At 64.0% G+C, this 15,006-nt stretch carries 14 protein-coding genes; 7 read left to right on the plus strand and 7 right to left on the minus strand.

What is annotated here, in order from left to right; genetic code table 11:
- Window positions 1-119: 119 nt before the first annotated feature.
- The gene (locus ACVMIH_RS14890; RefSeq protein WP_057016733.1) at window positions 120-1,301 is read right to left on the minus strand and encodes an ABC transporter substrate-binding protein; all 1,182 of its coding nucleotides are present in this window, start codon (window positions 1,299-1,301) and stop codon (window positions 120-122) included.
- Window positions 1,302-1,679: 378 nt separating this feature from the next.
- Here ACVMIH_RS14890 and ACVMIH_RS14895 point away from each other — a divergent pair, with 378 nt between their 5' ends.
- Window positions 1,680-1,958, plus strand: coding sequence for a hypothetical protein (locus ACVMIH_RS14895; RefSeq protein ID WP_057016750.1), 279 nt, complete (start codon window positions 1,680-1,682; stop codon window positions 1,956-1,958).
- A gap of 56 nt (window positions 1,959-2,014) precedes the next feature.
- Here the strand turns inward: ACVMIH_RS14895 and purU are convergent, their stop codons facing one another.
- Window positions 2,015-2,878, minus strand: coding sequence for a formyltetrahydrofolate deformylase (gene purU, locus ACVMIH_RS14900; protein WP_057016734.1), 864 nt, complete (start codon window positions 2,876-2,878; stop codon window positions 2,015-2,017).
- Between the two features lie 135 nt (window positions 2,879-3,013).
- Here purU and ACVMIH_RS14905 point away from each other — a divergent pair, with 135 nt between their 5' ends.
- Window positions 3,014-3,859, plus strand: coding sequence for a uroporphyrinogen-III synthase (locus ACVMIH_RS14905; protein ID WP_057016735.1), 846 nt, complete (start codon window positions 3,014-3,016; stop codon window positions 3,857-3,859).
- Between the two features lie 97 nt (window positions 3,860-3,956).
- Here the strand turns inward: ACVMIH_RS14905 and ACVMIH_RS14910 are convergent, their stop codons facing one another.
- The 4 genes from ACVMIH_RS14910 to ACVMIH_RS14925 all read right to left on the minus strand — a co-directional run bounded on the left by ACVMIH_RS14910 (window position 3,957) and on the right by ACVMIH_RS14925 (window position 7,892).
- Window positions 3,957-4,934, minus strand: a complete 978-nt coding sequence (locus ACVMIH_RS14910) for a tripartite tricarboxylate transporter substrate binding protein (protein WP_456862325.1) — start codon at window positions 4,932-4,934, stop codon at window positions 3,957-3,959.
- Window positions 4,935-5,051: 117 nt separating this feature from the next.
- Window positions 5,052-5,996 (minus strand): GDP-L-fucose synthase, encoded by a 945-nt coding sequence (fcl, locus tag ACVMIH_RS14915; protein ID WP_057016737.1) that lies wholly within the window; start codon window positions 5,994-5,996, stop codon window positions 5,052-5,054.
- Window positions 5,977-7,077 carry a GDP-mannose 4,6-dehydratase gene (gene gmd / locus ACVMIH_RS14920; protein ID WP_456785415.1) on the minus strand — a complete coding sequence of 367 codons (1,101 nt, stop codon included), beginning with the start codon at window positions 7,075-7,077 and terminating at the stop codon, window positions 5,977-5,979. Before gmd ends, fcl begins: the two co-directional genes overlap by 20 nt.
- Window positions 7,078-7,217: 140 nt before the next feature.
- Window positions 7,218-7,892: a Crp/Fnr family transcriptional regulator gene (locus ACVMIH_RS14925; RefSeq protein WP_028343069.1), complete on the minus strand. Its 675-nt coding sequence runs from the start codon at window positions 7,890-7,892 to the stop codon at window positions 7,218-7,220.
- 399 nt (window positions 7,893-8,291) lie between these two features.
- Here ACVMIH_RS14925 and ACVMIH_RS14930 point away from each other — a divergent pair, with 399 nt between their 5' ends.
- Both ACVMIH_RS14930 and ACVMIH_RS14935 read left to right on the plus strand, forming a co-directional pair.
- Window positions 8,292-9,113 (plus strand): ABC transporter ATP-binding protein, encoded by an 822-nt coding sequence (locus ACVMIH_RS14930; protein WP_028338338.1) that lies wholly within the window; start codon window positions 8,292-8,294, stop codon window positions 9,111-9,113.
- Window positions 9,110-11,038 (plus strand): long-chain fatty acid--CoA ligase, encoded by a 1,929-nt coding sequence (locus tag ACVMIH_RS14935; RefSeq protein ID WP_057020448.1) that lies wholly within the window; start codon window positions 9,110-9,112, stop codon window positions 11,036-11,038. Before ACVMIH_RS14930 ends, ACVMIH_RS14935 begins: the two co-directional genes overlap by 4 nt.
- A 62-nt stretch (window positions 11,039-11,100) precedes the next feature.
- On the opposite strand, the gene ACVMIH_RS14940 is transcribed toward ACVMIH_RS14935, so the two are convergent.
- Window positions 11,101-11,466 carry an endonuclease domain-containing protein gene (locus ACVMIH_RS14940; protein ID WP_057020449.1) on the minus strand — a complete coding sequence of 122 codons (366 nt, stop codon included), beginning with the start codon at window positions 11,464-11,466 and terminating at the stop codon, window positions 11,101-11,103.
- A 107-nt stretch (window positions 11,467-11,573) separates the two neighbouring features.
- Here ACVMIH_RS14940 and ACVMIH_RS14945 point away from each other — a divergent pair, with 107 nt between their 5' ends.
- The 3 genes from ACVMIH_RS14945 to ACVMIH_RS14955 are packed head-to-tail and all read left to right on the plus strand — an operon-like array spanning window position 11,574 to window position 14,888.
- A complete protein-coding gene (locus tag ACVMIH_RS14945) occupies window positions 11,574-12,467 on the plus strand; it encodes a branched-chain amino acid ABC transporter permease (RefSeq protein WP_057020450.1) in 894 nt (297 codons plus the stop codon).
- A 3-nt stretch (window positions 12,468-12,470) separates the two neighbouring features.
- On the plus strand, window positions 12,471-13,544 hold the full coding sequence (locus tag ACVMIH_RS14950; RefSeq protein WP_057020451.1) for a branched-chain amino acid ABC transporter permease: 1,074 nt from the start codon (window positions 12,471-12,473) through the stop codon (window positions 13,542-13,544).
- Between the two features lie 60 nt (window positions 13,545-13,604).
- The gene (locus ACVMIH_RS14955) at window positions 13,605-14,888 is read left to right on the plus strand and encodes an ABC transporter substrate-binding protein (protein ID WP_050383787.1); all 1,284 of its coding nucleotides are present in this window, start codon (window positions 13,605-13,607) and stop codon (window positions 14,886-14,888) included.
- Window positions 14,889-15,006: the final 118 nt, after the last annotated feature.

Here is a 15,006-nt window from a genome sequence, read left to right on the forward strand (position 1 = left end):
CTTTCTGCTCGCCGGGAAGAAAGACATGGATGCCCGGCACACCTGCGCGAAGACGCGCTTCGCGCTTTTGGCCGGGCATGACGTGGTGAGGGCCGGATCGCACGCCGCCGATGACGAGGCTATTTCTTGGTCTTGCCGGAATCCTTGACGGCCTCGAAGGTCGCGAACTCGACATTGTAGAGCTCGCCGTCGACCTTCTCAACCTTGCGGATATAGATGTTCTGCACGATGTCGCGGGTTTCCGGATCGATCGAGATCGGGCCGCGCGGGCTCTCCCACTTCATGCCCTTCATCGCCTCGATCAGCTTGTCGCCGTCGGTCGCACCATTGGTCTTCTTCAGCGCCTCGTAGATCAGATGGATGCCGTCATAGCCGCTGACCGCCATGAAGCCCGGGCGGTTGCCGAACGCCTTCTTGTAGGCGGCGACGAACTCCTTGTTCATCGCGGACGGATGCGCCGCCGAATAGAGATGCGCCGTCACCGCGCCGAGCGCGGCATCGCCCATGTTGTTGAGCAGATCGTCATCCATGACGTCGCCCGGTCCGATCACCCTGATGCCGCTCTTGTCAAGCCCGCGCTCGGCATATTGCTTCATGAAGTTGCCGCCCTGCCCGGCCGGCACGAATACGAACATCGCGTCGGGCTTGGAATCCTTCATGCGCTGCAGGAACGGCGCGAAGTCCGGATTGGCGAGCGGGACCTTGACCTCTTCGACGATCTCGCCGCCGCCGGCCGTGAAGTGCTGCTTGAAGAAGGTCAGCGCATCGTTGCCGGGCGCGTAGTCGGAGGTCAGCGTCGCGACCTTCTTGATGCCGTTCTTCACGGCCCAGTCGCCGATGATGGTGGAGGACTGCGCCAGCGTGAAGCTGGTACGCACGATATAGGGCGAACGCTCGGTGATGATCGAGGTGCCGGCCGCCATCACGACTTCCGGGATCTTGGCCTGCGTCGCCAGCGGCGCCGCGGCGAGCGCTGCGGGCGTCACGCCGAAGCCGGCGATGAAATCGACCTTGTCGTTGACGATCAGTTCCTGCGCGAGCCGCTTGGTGTTGTCCGGCACCGCGGCGTCGTCCTTCAGGATGATCTCGATCTTCTTGCCGGCGACGGTGTCGCCCTTCTGCTGCATGTAGAGCTTGATGGCGTTATCGATCTGCTTGCCGGTCGATGCCTGACCGCCGGTCATCGGCAGGATCAGCCCGATCTTGACGACGTCGTCCGCCCACGCCGGCACGCTGGCACACAACCCGGGAAGCACGGCCGAAGCGGCGCCCCACAGCAACATTTTGCGACGATTGAACATCGACGTCCCTCCCCCTTCCGTTCTTCTGCATCGAGCCTTGGTCCCGGCTCTTGCCTTGTTTTAACTCAAGCATGCACGGCCAAGCCGCAACGCGACAAGGCGTCTCCCCGTGCCCTCTGTCAATCGGACGATGGACGTGTGCCGCGCGCGACGCGATCGGGCCTAGCTGCGGAGACAAGTATCAGGATACCAATATCACTCCACCAGACTCAATGCCTCCGCGAGAGCCGGTCTCGCGCATTCAAGGCCGCCGCCGACTCGATTCATTTGTACGACCGTACAAACGCAGCGACAATGTCAACAAACAAGCACAATTGCAGCCGAACGGTCGCGCCCGAGATCATCATCCGTAAAGACCAGGGCTGTATCCTGCTTCCCATGCCAATCGTCTCGCGTCCCCTCGCTGTCCTAACTGCCCTCGCGCTCGCGGCCGGCGCGCTCGGGGGATGCAGCTCCATGAACCAGAAGCTCTCGGCCGGCATGGCCGATACCATTCCATCCTGGGCCGGCGGCCTGCCGGCGGATGCGCCGCCGCGGCCGGGCACCCCCGAATACGACAAGTTCATGCAGGATCGGGAACGCAAGCGGCTGATGCCTGCGGCCCAGCGCGGCGACGACGCCAAGCCGGCAACGGCACCGCAAGACGCGGCACGCTGAGCGCACGGTCGGCCGGCAAAGCCCGCATCGCCTTGTACGGGCGAGCGAAGTGCGGATCAGTCCACGAACACCACGGTCTTGCGTCCGTTGAGGATGACGCGATCGGCGAGATGGTAGCGGATCGCGCGCGCCAGCACCCGGCGCTCGATGTCGCGCCCCTTGCGCACGAGATCCTCAGGCGTGTCGCGATGGCTGATACGCTCGACGTCCTGGTCGATGATCGGCCCCTCGTCGAGATCGCTGGTGACGTAATGCGCCGTGGCGCCGATCAGCTTGACGCCGCGCTCATGCGCCTGATGGTAGGGCCTGGCGCCCTTAAAGCCCGGCAGGAAGGAATGATGGATGTTGATGCAGCGGCCCGACAGCCGTGCCGACATCTCGTCCGACAGGATCTGCATGTAGCGGGCCAGCACCACGAGGTCGGTCTTGGTATCCTGGGCCAGCTGCCACACCGCGTCTTCCTGCTGCCGCTTGGTCTCTTTCGTCACCGGCAGATGATGGAACGGGATATCGCCGAAATCGAGCGAGCCGTAGGTCTCGCGCGGATGGTTGGAGACAACAGCGGTCGGGATCATTTCGAGCTCGCCGGTGCGCCAGCGGTAGAGGATGTCGACCAGGCAGTGATCGGACTTCGACACCAATAGCATCACCCGGCGGCGGCTGGCGCGATCGCGCATCTGCCATTCCATGCCGAACCGTTCGGCGATCGCGGCAAAGCCGGTCTGCAGCGCCGCGAGCTCGACCGCGAGGTCGGCCGCGGTGAACACCACGCGCATGAAGAACTTGCCGGTTTCGACGTCATCGAACTGCTGGGCGTCCAGGATGTTCTGGCCGTTATGGGCAAGAAACGTCGAGACCGCCGAGACGATCCCCGGACGATCCGGACAGGACAGGGTCAAAACGAATTGATGGTCGGGCATGCCAATTGACCAAAGCTTGAGCAGATTGGTGGAACGGTCATTTTCGGCCCTCGTCTACACCGCAGGCGGCCTTGCGCCAATCCCGGCGCGGGGGTCAAATCGAACAAATGACGACAATGTTTGTTAGGGACCATCATGGCTGAACGGCTGAACGGCTACCGCATCCTGATCCTCGAGACGCGCGAGGAGGCGCAGTTTTCCCGCCTGCTCGCCGAGCAGGGGGCCGACGTGCTGCAATGCCCGATGTTCACCATCCACGATGCGCCTGATGCGGCGCCGATCGAGGCCTGGATTCGCCGCGCTATCGAACGGCCGCTCGACGATCTCGTGCTGATGACCGGCGAAGGCCTGCGCCGGCTGATGAAGGTCGTGCGCCAGATCGGCGTCGAGCGGGAGTTCGTCGATGGCCTCGCCAAGGCGCGCAAATTCGCCCGCGGCCCCAAGCCCGGCCGGGCGCTGCGCGAGATCGGCCTGGAGCCGCAAATGACGACCGAGAAGCCGACGTCGGAAGGCGTCGCGGAGATGCTGTCGAAGCTCGACCTCGCCGGCCATCGGCTCGGCCTGCAGCTCTATCCGGACAAGGATCACGCCACCCTGATCGGCGCGATCAAGGCACAGGGCGCCGAGGTCGATACGGTGCTGCCCTATGTCTATGATGCGCAGGCCGCCGACGCCAACATCGTCACCGCGATCGAGGAGATGGCGCAGGGCCGCATCGACGCGATCGCGCTGACCAATCTCGGCCAGGTCCGTCGGCTCATCGAGGTGGCACGGGCGCGCGGTTGCGAGGACAGGTTACGCCAGGGGTTCGAGCGTACACCGATCGCTTCCGTCGGACCGGCGGTATCGGACGAGCTCAAATCCCACGGCCTGCGCACCGACATCTACCCGGCCGAAGACGCCTTCTTCATGCGGCCGCTGATATCGGCGATGGCGGCGGCGCTTTCAAAAAATCCACCGCGCGCGACGGCGCGAAGCTAAAGCATGATCCGGAGAAGTGGGAAGCGGTTTTCCGGGAAGACCATGCTTAAACAACAAGTTAAAGTGCGATGACGATTCGACCGAATCTCATCGCGCTTTAGTCCACTTTGGCACCGGCGAACTTGACCACCTTGCCCCACTTCTCGGTCTCGTCGGCCACTAGTTTGCCGAAGTCGGCAGCCGAGCCCGGCAGCATGATCGCGCCGATCTCGGTAAACCGCGCCTTGGCCTTGGGATCGGCGAGGATTTCATTGACGGCCTTGTTGAGCCTGTCGACGATTTCAGGCGGCGTGTTCTTCGGCGCCGCGAGGCCGTACCAGGCGCTGGCCTCGTAGCCCGGCAGGAAGTCGGCGACCGGCGGCAGGTCCGGAAGCACGTCCGAACGGGTCGTGCTGGTGACCGCAAGTCCGCGCAGCTTGCCGGATTTGACGTGCTCGGCGCAGGTCGGAAGATTGTCGAACATCACCTGCATCACGCCGGACAGCATATCGGTGAGCGCCGGCGCTCCGCCCCGGTAGGGCACGTGCTGCATGTTGATGCCGGTCAGCATCTTGAACAGTTCACCCGACATGTGGATCGTCGAACCGTTGCCTGAGGACGCCATGTTGAGCTTGCCGGGATTGGCCTTTGCATAGGCGATCAATTCGGGAATCGACTTGATCGGCAGCGAGGGGTGCACCACCACGACGTTGGGAAAGCGAATGATGCCCGCGATCGGCTCCATCTCGCGCATGAAGTCGAACGGCAGCTTCTGGTAGAGCGTCGCGTTGATCGCATTGGCCGGCGCGACCAGCAGCAGCGTGTAGCCGTCGGGTGCCGCGCGCAGCGCCTGCTCGGTGGCGATGTTGGTCCCGCCGCCCGGCCGGTTCTCGACAATGAAGGCTTGCCCGAGCTTTTCCGACAGCCACTGCCCCATCAGGCGCGCCGTCAGGTCCGCCGAACCGCCGGGGGTATAGCCGATCACGAGGCGAACCGGCCGCGTCGGATAGGCCTCGGCAACCGCTTTTCCAAATGTGAGCGGAAGCGCAGCCGTAGCGGCTGCAAGTTGCAGGAACTGGCGGCGTAGAACCTTCATGATATCTCCTCCGACGCACTGGCGGCTCTTGCGGCACGCTCGGGCACGCGCATCCTAGCCGCGCAGCGTCGCCAAGCCGACATATATTCTCAGTCGGAAGGCGGGAGGTTTACCGCGTCACTTCGTCTCGCGCAGATAGGCCTGGTACGCGAGGGCGATGCCATCCTCGAGCGAGGTGCTGGCGCGCCAGCCGAGCCTCGCCAGCCGACCGACGTCGAGCAGCTTGCGCGGCGTGCCGTCCGGGCGCGATGTGTCGAAGCTGATCTCGCCACGATAGCCGACGGCGGCCGCGACGACGCGCGCGAACTCGGCGATGGTGATGTCCTCGCCGGTGCCGATATTGACCAGTTCGGGCGATGAATAGGTCTTCATCAGATGGATGCAGGCGTCGGCGAGATCGTCGACATAGAGGAATTCGCGGCGCGGCGTGCCGGTGCCCCACACCGCGACGTTGCCGGCGCCCGAAACCTTGGCCTCGTGGAAGCGGCGGATCAGCGCGGCGACGACGTGGCTGTATTCGGGGTGATAATTGTCGCCGGGGCCGTAGAGATTGGTCGGCATCACGCTGATGAAATCGGCGCCGTACTGGCTGCGATAGGCCTCGGCCATCTTGATGCCGGCGATCTTGGCGATGGCATAGGGCTCGTTGGTCGGCTCCAGCGGGCCGGTCAGCATTGAATCCTCGCGCAGCGGCTGCGGCGCCAGGCGCGGATAGATGCAGGACGAGCCGAAGAACATCAGCTTCTCGCAGCCATTGGCGTGCGCCGCCTGGATCACGTTGCTCGAGATCGCCAGATTGTCGTAGAGGAATTCGGCCCGCAGCATGTTGTTGGCGACGATGCCGCCGACCTTGGCGGCGGCGAGGAACACGGCCTGCGGCCGCTTCGCGGCAAACCAGGCGTTGACCGCGGTTTGGTCGCGCAAATCGACCTCGCTGCGCGACACCGTCAGTAGATCGGCCTCCTCGCGCGCCAGCCGGCGCATCAGGGCCGAGCCGACCATGCCGCGATGGCCGGCAACGAAGACGGTCTTGCCCTTCAGCTCAAACGCCGTGCTTGCCATTGGCCGCGTCCTGCCTGGCCTCGACGAGATCGCTGGCGACCATTTCCTTCACCAGCTGCGCGAACGGCGTCTTCGGCGCCCAGCCGAGCTTGGCGCGCGCCTTGCTGGCGTCGCCGATCAGAAGATCGACCTCGGTCGGGCGGAAATAGGTCGGATCGATCTGCACCAGGGTGTTGCCGGACGCCCTGTCGAGACCGACCTCCTCGACGCCCTTGCCGCGCCATTCGATGCTGCGGCCGACCTCGGCAAACGCCAGCTCGACGAACTCGCGGACCGACCGCGTCTCGCCGGTCGCGAGCACGAAGTCGCCGGGCTCGTCGACCTGCAGGATCCTGTGCATGCCCTCGACATAGTCGCGGGCGTGGCCCCAGTCGCGCTTGGCGTCGAGATTACCGAGATAGAGCTTGTTCTCGAGGCCGACCTCGATGCGGGCAACGGCGCGGGTGATCTTGCGCGTCACGAAGGTCTCGCCGCGGATCGGGCTCTCATGGTTGAACAGGATGCCGTTGCTGGCGAACATGCCATAGGCCTCGCGGTAGTTCACCGTGATCCAGTAGCCGTAGAGCTTGGCGACGCCATAGGGCGAGCGCGGATAGAATGGCGTGGTCTCCTTCTGCGGCACCTCCTGCACGAGCCCGTAAAGCTCCGAGGTCGAAGCCTGGTAGAACCGCGTTTCCTTTTCCATGCCGAGGATGCGAATCGCCTCCAAGAGCCGCAGCACGCCGATCGCATCGGCGTTGGCGGTGTATTCCGGGCTCTCGAAACTGACCTGGACGTGGCTCTGGGCGGCGAGGTTATAGATCTCGGTCGGCCGGATCTGCTGCACCAGGCGGATCAGATTGGTCGAATCCGTCATGTCGCCATAGTGCATCAGGAACGGCACGTTGCCGGCATGCGGATCCTGGTAGAGATGGTCGACGCGCGCGGTGTTGAACGAGGACGACCGGCGCTTGATCCCGTGCACGGTGTAGCCGAGACCGAGCAGATATTCGGCGAGATACGCGCCGTCCTGCCCGGTCACGCCGGTGATCAGCGCAACGCGCCGCTTTGAGTCCTGAGCCGCCGAATCCTTAACCGCCATGTCATCTCCAGAGAGCGCGAAAACCGCGCGATCCCGACGAGGCCGGTCTGTAGCATCCAGCCTGCTCCAAGTCTAATGGCTTAATCGTTTGAAATCAGGACTTTAGGTCTGCGAAAACGCCTCAATGCGCCCGGAACCCGTCACTCGCCATAGTGCCGCAGGCGGTCGAGGTTGAGGATGGTCACCCCGCCATATTCGAGCCGCAACAGCCCTTCCCGCTCGAGCCGCTTCAGGCACTGGTTGGCGTTCTGCCGGGAGATTCCCGACAGCGCCCCGATCTCCTCCTGGGTGATCTCGAGGTGCAGCGTCAGGTCGGGATAGAGAATCGGATTGAACAGCGAGGCGATCGAGCGCGCCAGCCGCGCCGTGGCGTCCAGCGTGCGGCCATATTCGAGCAGCGCGATGAACTGGCCGAGCCGCTCATTGAGCGAGCCGACCAGGAATCGGTTGAAGCCGACACTGTTCTCGAACAGCCAGACGAAGGTCCGGCGATCCATCATCGCCAGTCGCGTGTCGCGCAGCGCGACCACATCGTAGCGCCGGGGCTCATTCTTGAGCACCGTCCCCTCACCGAACCACGCGCCTGCGGTGAGGCCCGCGAAACTCGCCGCCTTGCCGCCGCGCGAGACGATGCCCATGCGCGCCAGGCCGGTGACGATGCCGGTCCAGTACTGGAAATTGTCGCCGCGCATGAAGATGAATTCGTTGGCGCGATAGGATTTCTCGGAAATGCCGGCGCGCGCGATTTCGATTTCTTGCTCGCTCAGTTCGCGCGACCAGGCCGCGATGCGCCTCAGGTAATCAGCAGCAATCATTCTAGCGACGGCGTCCTACCCCAAGAGACTGCAACGATATTGCACCGCAGCAACGCCGTGCGCGAGCCAAGGACCCGAGGCCTGGAATGCCAGCGAAAATTCCTGACCAAATGTCGGGCACATGACAATTCAACCTATCGCTTTCTCGTATTCAGAGCCACATCGCGTAACGTCGCGCAGCGCCTTGAAGGATCGCTGAAGGCGGACGACGCGAGGGGACGGGCTTGCAGGCGGGTGCGGCGTTACCGCGCATGACGCAGGCGATCGGGGCGAGCGATCTCCCGAACGCCGGCATCATTAGTCGGATGGTCTCCCTTCGGCGGCCCATGTAAGATCGAAGTGTAAGATCGAAGTGAAGATAAAGAGCGCGCCAAAGCGCCCGTATCTGGAGGGAACAGGGTGGCCAATAGTCTCGAGGTGCGCGGAGTCTCATTGCGCTTTGGCGGCGTCCGCGCGCTGACCGAGGTGAGCTTCGGCGTCAACGAGGGCGAGCTGTTCTCCATCATCGGCCCGAACGGCGCCGGCAAAACCTCGATCGTCAACTGCATCTCCGGCCGCTATCGGCCGACCGAAGGCCAGCTGTTCTATCGCGGCCAGGACATTACCGGCCTCAACCCGAACGCGCGGCCCCGGCTCGGCATCGGCCGGACCTTCCAGAACCTCGCGCTGTTCCACCACATGAGCGTGCTCGACAACATCATGGTCGGCCGCCATCACCTCCTGAAGAACAACTTCATCACGGGATCGCTGTACTGGCTGACCGGCGCGCGCCGCGAGGAGCTCGAGCACCGGCGCAAGGTCGAGGAGATCATCGACTTCCTCGATCTGCAATCGGTGCGCAAGGCGACCGCCGGCACCCTGCCCTACGGCCTGCGCAAGCGCGTCGAGCTCGCCCGCGCGATGGCGCTCGAGCCGCAACTGATCCTGCTCGACGAGCCGATGGCCGGCATGAACTTCGAAGAGAAGGAAGACATGGCGCGCTACATCGTCGATCTCAACGAAGAGTTCGGCATGACGGTGATGATGATCGAGCACGACATGGGCGTCGTGATGGACATCTCCCACCGCGTCATGGTGCTCGACTTCGGCCGCAAGATCGCCGAGGGCGATCCGGCCACCGTGCTCGCCGATCCCCATGTCAAGCGCGCCTATCTCGGCGAAGAGGACGAGGCGCTGGTCGATCCCGACGACAAGCCGGCGGTGCGGGAGAGCGCCGCATGATGGACTATGCCGGTCGCGCCGCGCAGGCCGACACCTTTCCCAAGATGCTGCGCCTCAACGCCAAGGAGCATGGCAGCGAGATCGCGCTGCGCGAGAAGGATTTCGGGCTGTGGCGCGAATTCACCTGGAACGACTACCAGACCCGCAGCCATGACTTCGCGCTCGGCATGGTCGAACTCGGGCTTGGCCGCGGCGACGTGATCAGCATTATCGGCGACAACCGGCCGGACTGGGTCGCCGCCGAGATCGCGGCCCACGCGATTGGCGCGATGAGCCTCGGTCTTTATCGCGACGTGCTGGACGAGGAAGCCGCCTACCTCCTGACCCATGGCGAGGCCAAGCTGGTCTTCGCCGAGGACGAGGAACAGGTCGACAAGATGCTCGGCCTGGCCGATCGCGTGCCCCACCTCAAGCACATCGTCTATTCCGACCCGCGCGGCATGCGCAAATACGACGATCCGCGATTGATGGAGGCGAGTAGGCTCGTTGCGCTGGGCCGCGACCGCGCCGCGCGCGAGCCTGGCCTGTACGAGCGGCTGGTCGACGCCACTGATGGCGAGGACGTCGCGATCCTCTGCACCACCTCGGGTACGACGGCCAATCCGAAGCTTGCGATGCTCTCGGCCGGGCGCGTGCTGCGGCACTGCGCGACCTATCTGGCCTTCGATCCGAAGGGACCGGACGACGAATATGTCTCGGTGCTGCCGCTGCCCTGGATCATGGAACAGATCTACGCGCTGGGCAAAGGGCTGCTCTCCCGGATGAAGGTCAACTTCGTCGAAGAGCCCGACACCATGATGCACGATTTCCGCGAGATCGCGCCGACCTTCGTGCTGTTCGCGCCGCGGGTCTGGGAGTCGATTGCGGCCGACGTCCGCGCCGGGGTGATGGACGCCTCGCCGTTCAAGCAGCGGCTCTATGACCTCGGCATGAAGACCGGGCTGGCGGCGCTTGCCGAGGGCAAGCGTTCTGTTTTCGCCGACCAACTGCTGTTCCGCGCGCTGCGCGACCGGCTCGGCTTCACGCGGCTGCGCTCGGCGGCGACCGGCGGCGCGGCGCTCGGACCGGATACCTTCAAGTTCTTCCAGGCGATGGGCGTGCCGCTGCGCACGCTGTACGGCCAGACCGAGCTGCTCGGCGCCTACACGCTGCATCCTGAAGGCAAGGTCGATCCCGACACCACCGGCGTGCCGATGGCCGACAACATCGAGATCCGCATAGACAATGCCGACGTCAACGGGGTCGGCGAGATCGTGGTGCGGCATCCCAACATGTTCCACGGCTATTACAAGAACCCCGAAGCCTCGGTCGCCGACATCAAGGACGGCTGGATGCATTCGGGCGATGCCGGCTACTACAACGACAACCGGCAGCTTGTCGTGATCGACCGCATCAAGGATCTCGCCGAGACCTCGCGCGGCGAACGCTTCTCGCCGCAATACATCGAGAACAAGCTGAAGTTCTCGCCCTATGTCGCCGAAGCAGTCGTGCTCGGCGCCGGCCGCGACGCGCTCGCCGCGATGATCTGCATCCGCTACTCGATCATCTCGAAATGGGCGGAGAAGAACCGGATCTCGTTCACGACCTACACCGACCTGTCCTCGCGGCCCGAAGTCTATGCGCTGCTCAAGAAAGAGGTCGAGACCGTCAACGCCTCCCTGCCGCCGGCGCAACGCATCTCGCGCTTCCTGCTGCTCTACAAGGAGCTCGATGCCGATGACGGCGAGCTGACCCGGACCCGAAAAGTCCGCCGCGGCGTCATCAACGAGAAATACGCCGACATCATCGATGCGATCTACCGCGGCAAGGCCAGCATCCCCGTCGACACGGTGATCCGCTTCCAGGACGGCTCGACCCAGCGCGTCCGCACCACGCTCGAGGTCGTCGACCTCGGCCGCGCCGTGCTCGCGGAGGCCGCGGAATGATGTTCTCCGCGACACGCGCTGACCTTCACCTCGCCCCGCTTGCGGGGAGAGGTCGGATCGCGTCAGCGATCCGGGTGAGGGGAAGCCTCCGCAAGCGCGGTGAGGATTGTTTCGAGAACACCAACCGAATTGCTGGACACTTCGTTATTCCAGAAGCGCAAGACACGGTAGTTGTGATCGACAAGCCATTTGTCGCGAAGAGCATCGGGTTGACTGTCGGCGTGTTGCCCGCCATCCACTTCGATCACGAGACGGCGCTCGCGGCAGATGAAATCGACGATGTAAGGCCCAATCGGCTCCTGTCGCACAAACTTGTAGCCATTCAGCCTGCGGGCACGAAGCCGGTACCAGAGCGTCCCTTCAGCATCTGTCGACGCGTTTCGCAATTTCCTTGCGCGTTTGATTTTGGTCTCATCAGCACCGCGCATGCGGAGGCTCCCCCTCACCCGTCGCGCTCCGGACGATGCTTCGCATCGCTCAGCGCGCGCCGGCCTCTCCCCGCAAGCGGGGCGAGGCGAACAGCTCAGCATAGCATATGAACATCCAGTTCCTGATCCAGCTGATCGTCAACGGCCTCGTGGTCGGCACGCTGTATGGCGTGGTCGCGATGTCGTTCGTGCTGATCTACAAGGCGACACAGGTCGTGAACTTCGCGCAGGGCGAATTGCTGCTGGTCGGCGCCTGGGTGTGCTGGGCGCTGCTGACGAAGTATCAGGTGCCGTTCTGGGTCGGCATGCCGATCACGCTGGTCTTCATGTTCATCTTCGGCATCGCGATCCAGGTCATGATCCTGCGTCCGATGATCGGCGAGCCGATCATCTCCGTGATCATGGTGACGATCGGCCTGTCGACGGTGTTCCAGGCCGCGCTGAAGTGGATCTTCGGCGTCAACCCGCAGCCGTTCCCGCGCGTGTTCCAGAGCCAGTCGGTCAGCCTGTTCGGGCTGCAGATCCAGACCGTCTATGTCATGAGCCTCGTGGTCTCGCTCGCCATGATGGTCGGCATGGCCTGGTTCTTCCGCGCCTCCAAATATGGCCTTGCGATGCGCGCCACCGCCTTCAACCAGCAGGTCGCGCAGTCGCTCGGCATTTCCGTCAAGAACGTGTTCGCGATGGCGTGGGCGATCTCGGCCACGGTCTCGGCGGTCGCCGGTGTCGTGGTCGCCGTGGTCAACGGCGTGTCGTCCGGCCTCTCCGCCTACGGCATCAAGGTGTTTCCGGCCGCGATCCTGGGCGGGCTCGACTCGGTCGGCGGCGCCGTGCTCGGCGGCATCATCATCGGGCTGTTGGAAAACGTCGCCCAGTATGTCGACAGCCAGTACCTGCACTGGGGCAATCTCTACGAGATCGCGCCATTCTACGTCCTGATCATCATCCTGATGATCAAGCCGTACGGCCTGTTCGGCACCAAGGATATTGAGCGGGTCTGATCAATGGCGACAAGCACACTCATCCCCTCGGGCGATTTCCGCACCAGCTATGCGGCCGACACCACGATCTTCCCGACCGCGACCAGCCGCAATTTCGCGATCCTCGGCATCGTGCTCGCCTGCTTCGCGCCGATGCTGCTGTCCAATTACCTGCTCTCGATCGCGATCCAGATCGGCATCTTCGCGATCGCGGCCCTCGGCCTCAACGTCCTGGTCGGCTTCACCGGCCAGATCTCGATCGGCCACGCCGCGTTCTTCCTGTTCGGCGCGTTCACCTCGGCCTACATCTCCAACAACGCGCCGATCCCGGTGTTCTTCGCCATCCCCCTCGCCGGCGTCGTCACGGCGCTGGTCGGCCTGATCTTCGGCGTGCCAGCGGCGCGGCTGAAGGGGCTCTATCTTGTGATCGCGACGCTCGCGGCGCAGTACATCCTGCTCGACTTCTTCTCGCGCGCCGAATGGTTCTCGGGGGGCTCGGTGCCGGCCAGCGCCAACCCGTTCTCGATCTTCGGCTACACCCTGCGCGGCGACCGGCAGTATTTCTACGTCGTGCTCGCCTATATGGTGATCAGCTACCTGCTCGTGACAAATCTGATGCGCACCCGCGACGGCCGCGCGCTGGTCGCGATCCGCGATCACTATCTCTCGGCCGAGATCATGGGCATCAACCTCACCAAGTACCGGACGCTATCATTCGGGCTTGCCGCCTTCTTTGCCGGCATCGCCGGCGCGCTTTACGCGCACTATCAGCTCGTGGTCTCGCAGGAAGGCTTTGGCATCGAGCGCTCGGTGCTATTCCTCGCGATGGTCATCATCGGCGGCACCGGCTCGGTGATGGGCACGCTGATGGGCACGGCCTTCGTGGTGCTGCTGCCGGAATCGATGGAATGGCTGAGCGCTTGGCTGAAGGGCGGCGCCATCGACAAGGCGCTGCAGCTCAACAACAACATCACCTTCCTGCGCGAGATCGCGATCGGCCTGATCATCATCGGCTTCCTGATGTTCGAGCCCGACGGCCTCGCGCATCGCTGGCGGCAGATCAAGGCTTACTGGAAGCTCTACCCGTTCTCGCATTGACGCAAGGCACGGAACGCAACTCAAAATTCGGTTCAACGAATAAGCAGGAGGAAAGCAAAAATGACGATTAGATCCCTTTTGAGCTCGGTCTCCGTTGCGCTGCTGATCAGCAGCGCGGCCGCCACCGCGCAGGCGCAGATCGCAATCGGCCATCTGCAGGACCTCTCGGGCGGCACGTCCGACGTCGGCACCCCCTATGGCCAGGGCGTCGCCGACACCTTCGCCTGGGTCAACAAGAATGGCGGCATCGGCGGCAAGCAGCTCAATGTCGACAGCAACGATTATGGCTACCAGGTGCCGCGCGCCATCGCGCTGTACAAGAAGTGGTCGGCGCCCGACGGCAAGGTCGCGGCGATCATGGGCTGGGGCACGGCGGATACCGAGGCCCTCACCGGCTTCCTGGCGCAGGACAAGATCCCGGACATCTCCGGCTCCTACGCCGCGGCGCTGACCGATCCGGAAGGCACCAGCGGCAAGGCCAAGCCCGCGCCGTACAATTTCTTCTACGGCCCGAGCTATTCGGACTCGATGCGCGCGATGCTGACCTGGGCTGCGGAGGACTGGAAGGCCAAGGGCAAGCCCGGCAAGCCGAAATTCGTCCACATGGGCGCCAACCATCCGTATCCGAACGCACCGAAGGCGGCCGGTGAAGCGCTGGCGACCGAGCTCGGCTTCGAGGTGCTGCCGCCGCTGGTGTTCGCGCTGTCGCCCGGCGACTACTCGGCGCAGTGTCTCAGCCTGAAGAGCTCGGGCGCAAATTATGCCTATCTCGGCAACACGGCGGCCTCCAACATCTCGGTGCTGAAGGCCTGCAAGACCGCCGGCGTCGATGTCCAGTTCCTCGGCAATGTCTGGGGCATGGACGAGAACGCGGCCAAGACCGCCGGCGATGCAGCCGACGGCGTGATCTTCCCGCTCCGCACGGCGGTGAGTTGGGGCGGCAACGCGCCCGGCATGAAGACGGTGATGGAAATCTCCAAGATGTCCGACCCGTCCGGCAAGGTCTATCGGCCGGTGCATTACATCGCCGCGGTCTGCAGCGCGCTCTATCTGAAGGAAGCACTCGACTGGGCCGCCAAGAACGGCGGCGCCACCGGCGAGAACGTCGCCAAGGGCTTCTACCAGAAGAAGGATTGGGTGCCGGCCGGCATGGACGGCGTCTGCAATCCGTCGACCTGGACCGAAAAGGATCACCGCCCGACCACGAAGGTCGACCTGTATCGCTCGAAGGTCTCGGGCGCGACCGATGGCGACATCAACGACCTGATGGGCAAGGGCACGATCAAGCTCGAGAAGGTGAAGACCGTCGACCTGCCGCGCAAGCCGGAATGGTTTGGGTGGTGAGGCGGCAGCCGAACACGTCCACACATCGTCATGCGCGGGCTCGACCCGCGCATCCATCAAGCGAAGACGTATTCCGATCGATGGATTGCCGGGTCAAAGGCGAGCGGAAGCGATGCCG

Source organism: Bradyrhizobium sp. USDA 4503, from assembly GCF_054055815.1.

Coding starts and splice junctions, on each gene's coding strand:
- ACVMIH_RS14955 (WP_050383787.1), top strand. CDS start 13,605: ATGACGATTAGATCCCTTTTGAGCTCGGTCTCCGTTGCGCTGCTGATC.
- purU (WP_057016734.1), bottom strand. CDS start 2,878: ATGCCCGACCATCAATTCGTTTTGACCCTGTCCTGTCCGGATCGTCCG.
- ACVMIH_RS14910 (WP_456862325.1), bottom strand. CDS start 4,934: ATGAAGGTTCTACGCCGCCAGTTCCTGCAACTTGCAGCCGCTACGGCT.
- ACVMIH_RS14940 (WP_057020449.1), bottom strand. CDS start 11,466: ATGCGCGGTGCTGATGAGACCAAAATCAAACGCGCAAGGAAATTGCGA.
- ACVMIH_RS14935 (WP_057020448.1), top strand. CDS start 9,110: ATGATGGACTATGCCGGTCGCGCCGCGCAGGCCGACACCTTTCCCAAG.
- ACVMIH_RS14905 (WP_057016735.1), top strand. CDS start 3,014: ATGGCTGAACGGCTGAACGGCTACCGCATCCTGATCCTCGAGACGCGC.
- ACVMIH_RS14925 (WP_028343069.1), bottom strand. CDS start 7,892: ATGATTGCTGCTGATTACCTGAGGCGCATCGCGGCCTGGTCGCGCGAA.
- ACVMIH_RS14890 (WP_057016733.1), bottom strand. CDS start 1,301: ATGTTCAATCGTCGCAAAATGTTGCTGTGGGGCGCCGCTTCGGCCGTG.
- ACVMIH_RS14895 (WP_057016750.1), top strand. CDS start 1,680: ATGCCAATCGTCTCGCGTCCCCTCGCTGTCCTAACTGCCCTCGCGCTC.
- ACVMIH_RS14945 (WP_057020450.1), top strand. CDS start 11,574: ATGAACATCCAGTTCCTGATCCAGCTGATCGTCAACGGCCTCGTGGTC.
- fcl (WP_057016737.1), bottom strand. CDS start 5,996: ATGGCAAGCACGGCGTTTGAGCTGAAGGGCAAGACCGTCTTCGTTGCC.
- gmd (WP_456785415.1), bottom strand. CDS start 7,077: ATGGCGGTTAAGGATTCGGCGGCTCAGGACTCAAAGCGGCGCGTTGCG.
- ACVMIH_RS14950 (WP_057020451.1), top strand. CDS start 12,471: ATGGCGACAAGCACACTCATCCCCTCGGGCGATTTCCGCACCAGCTAT.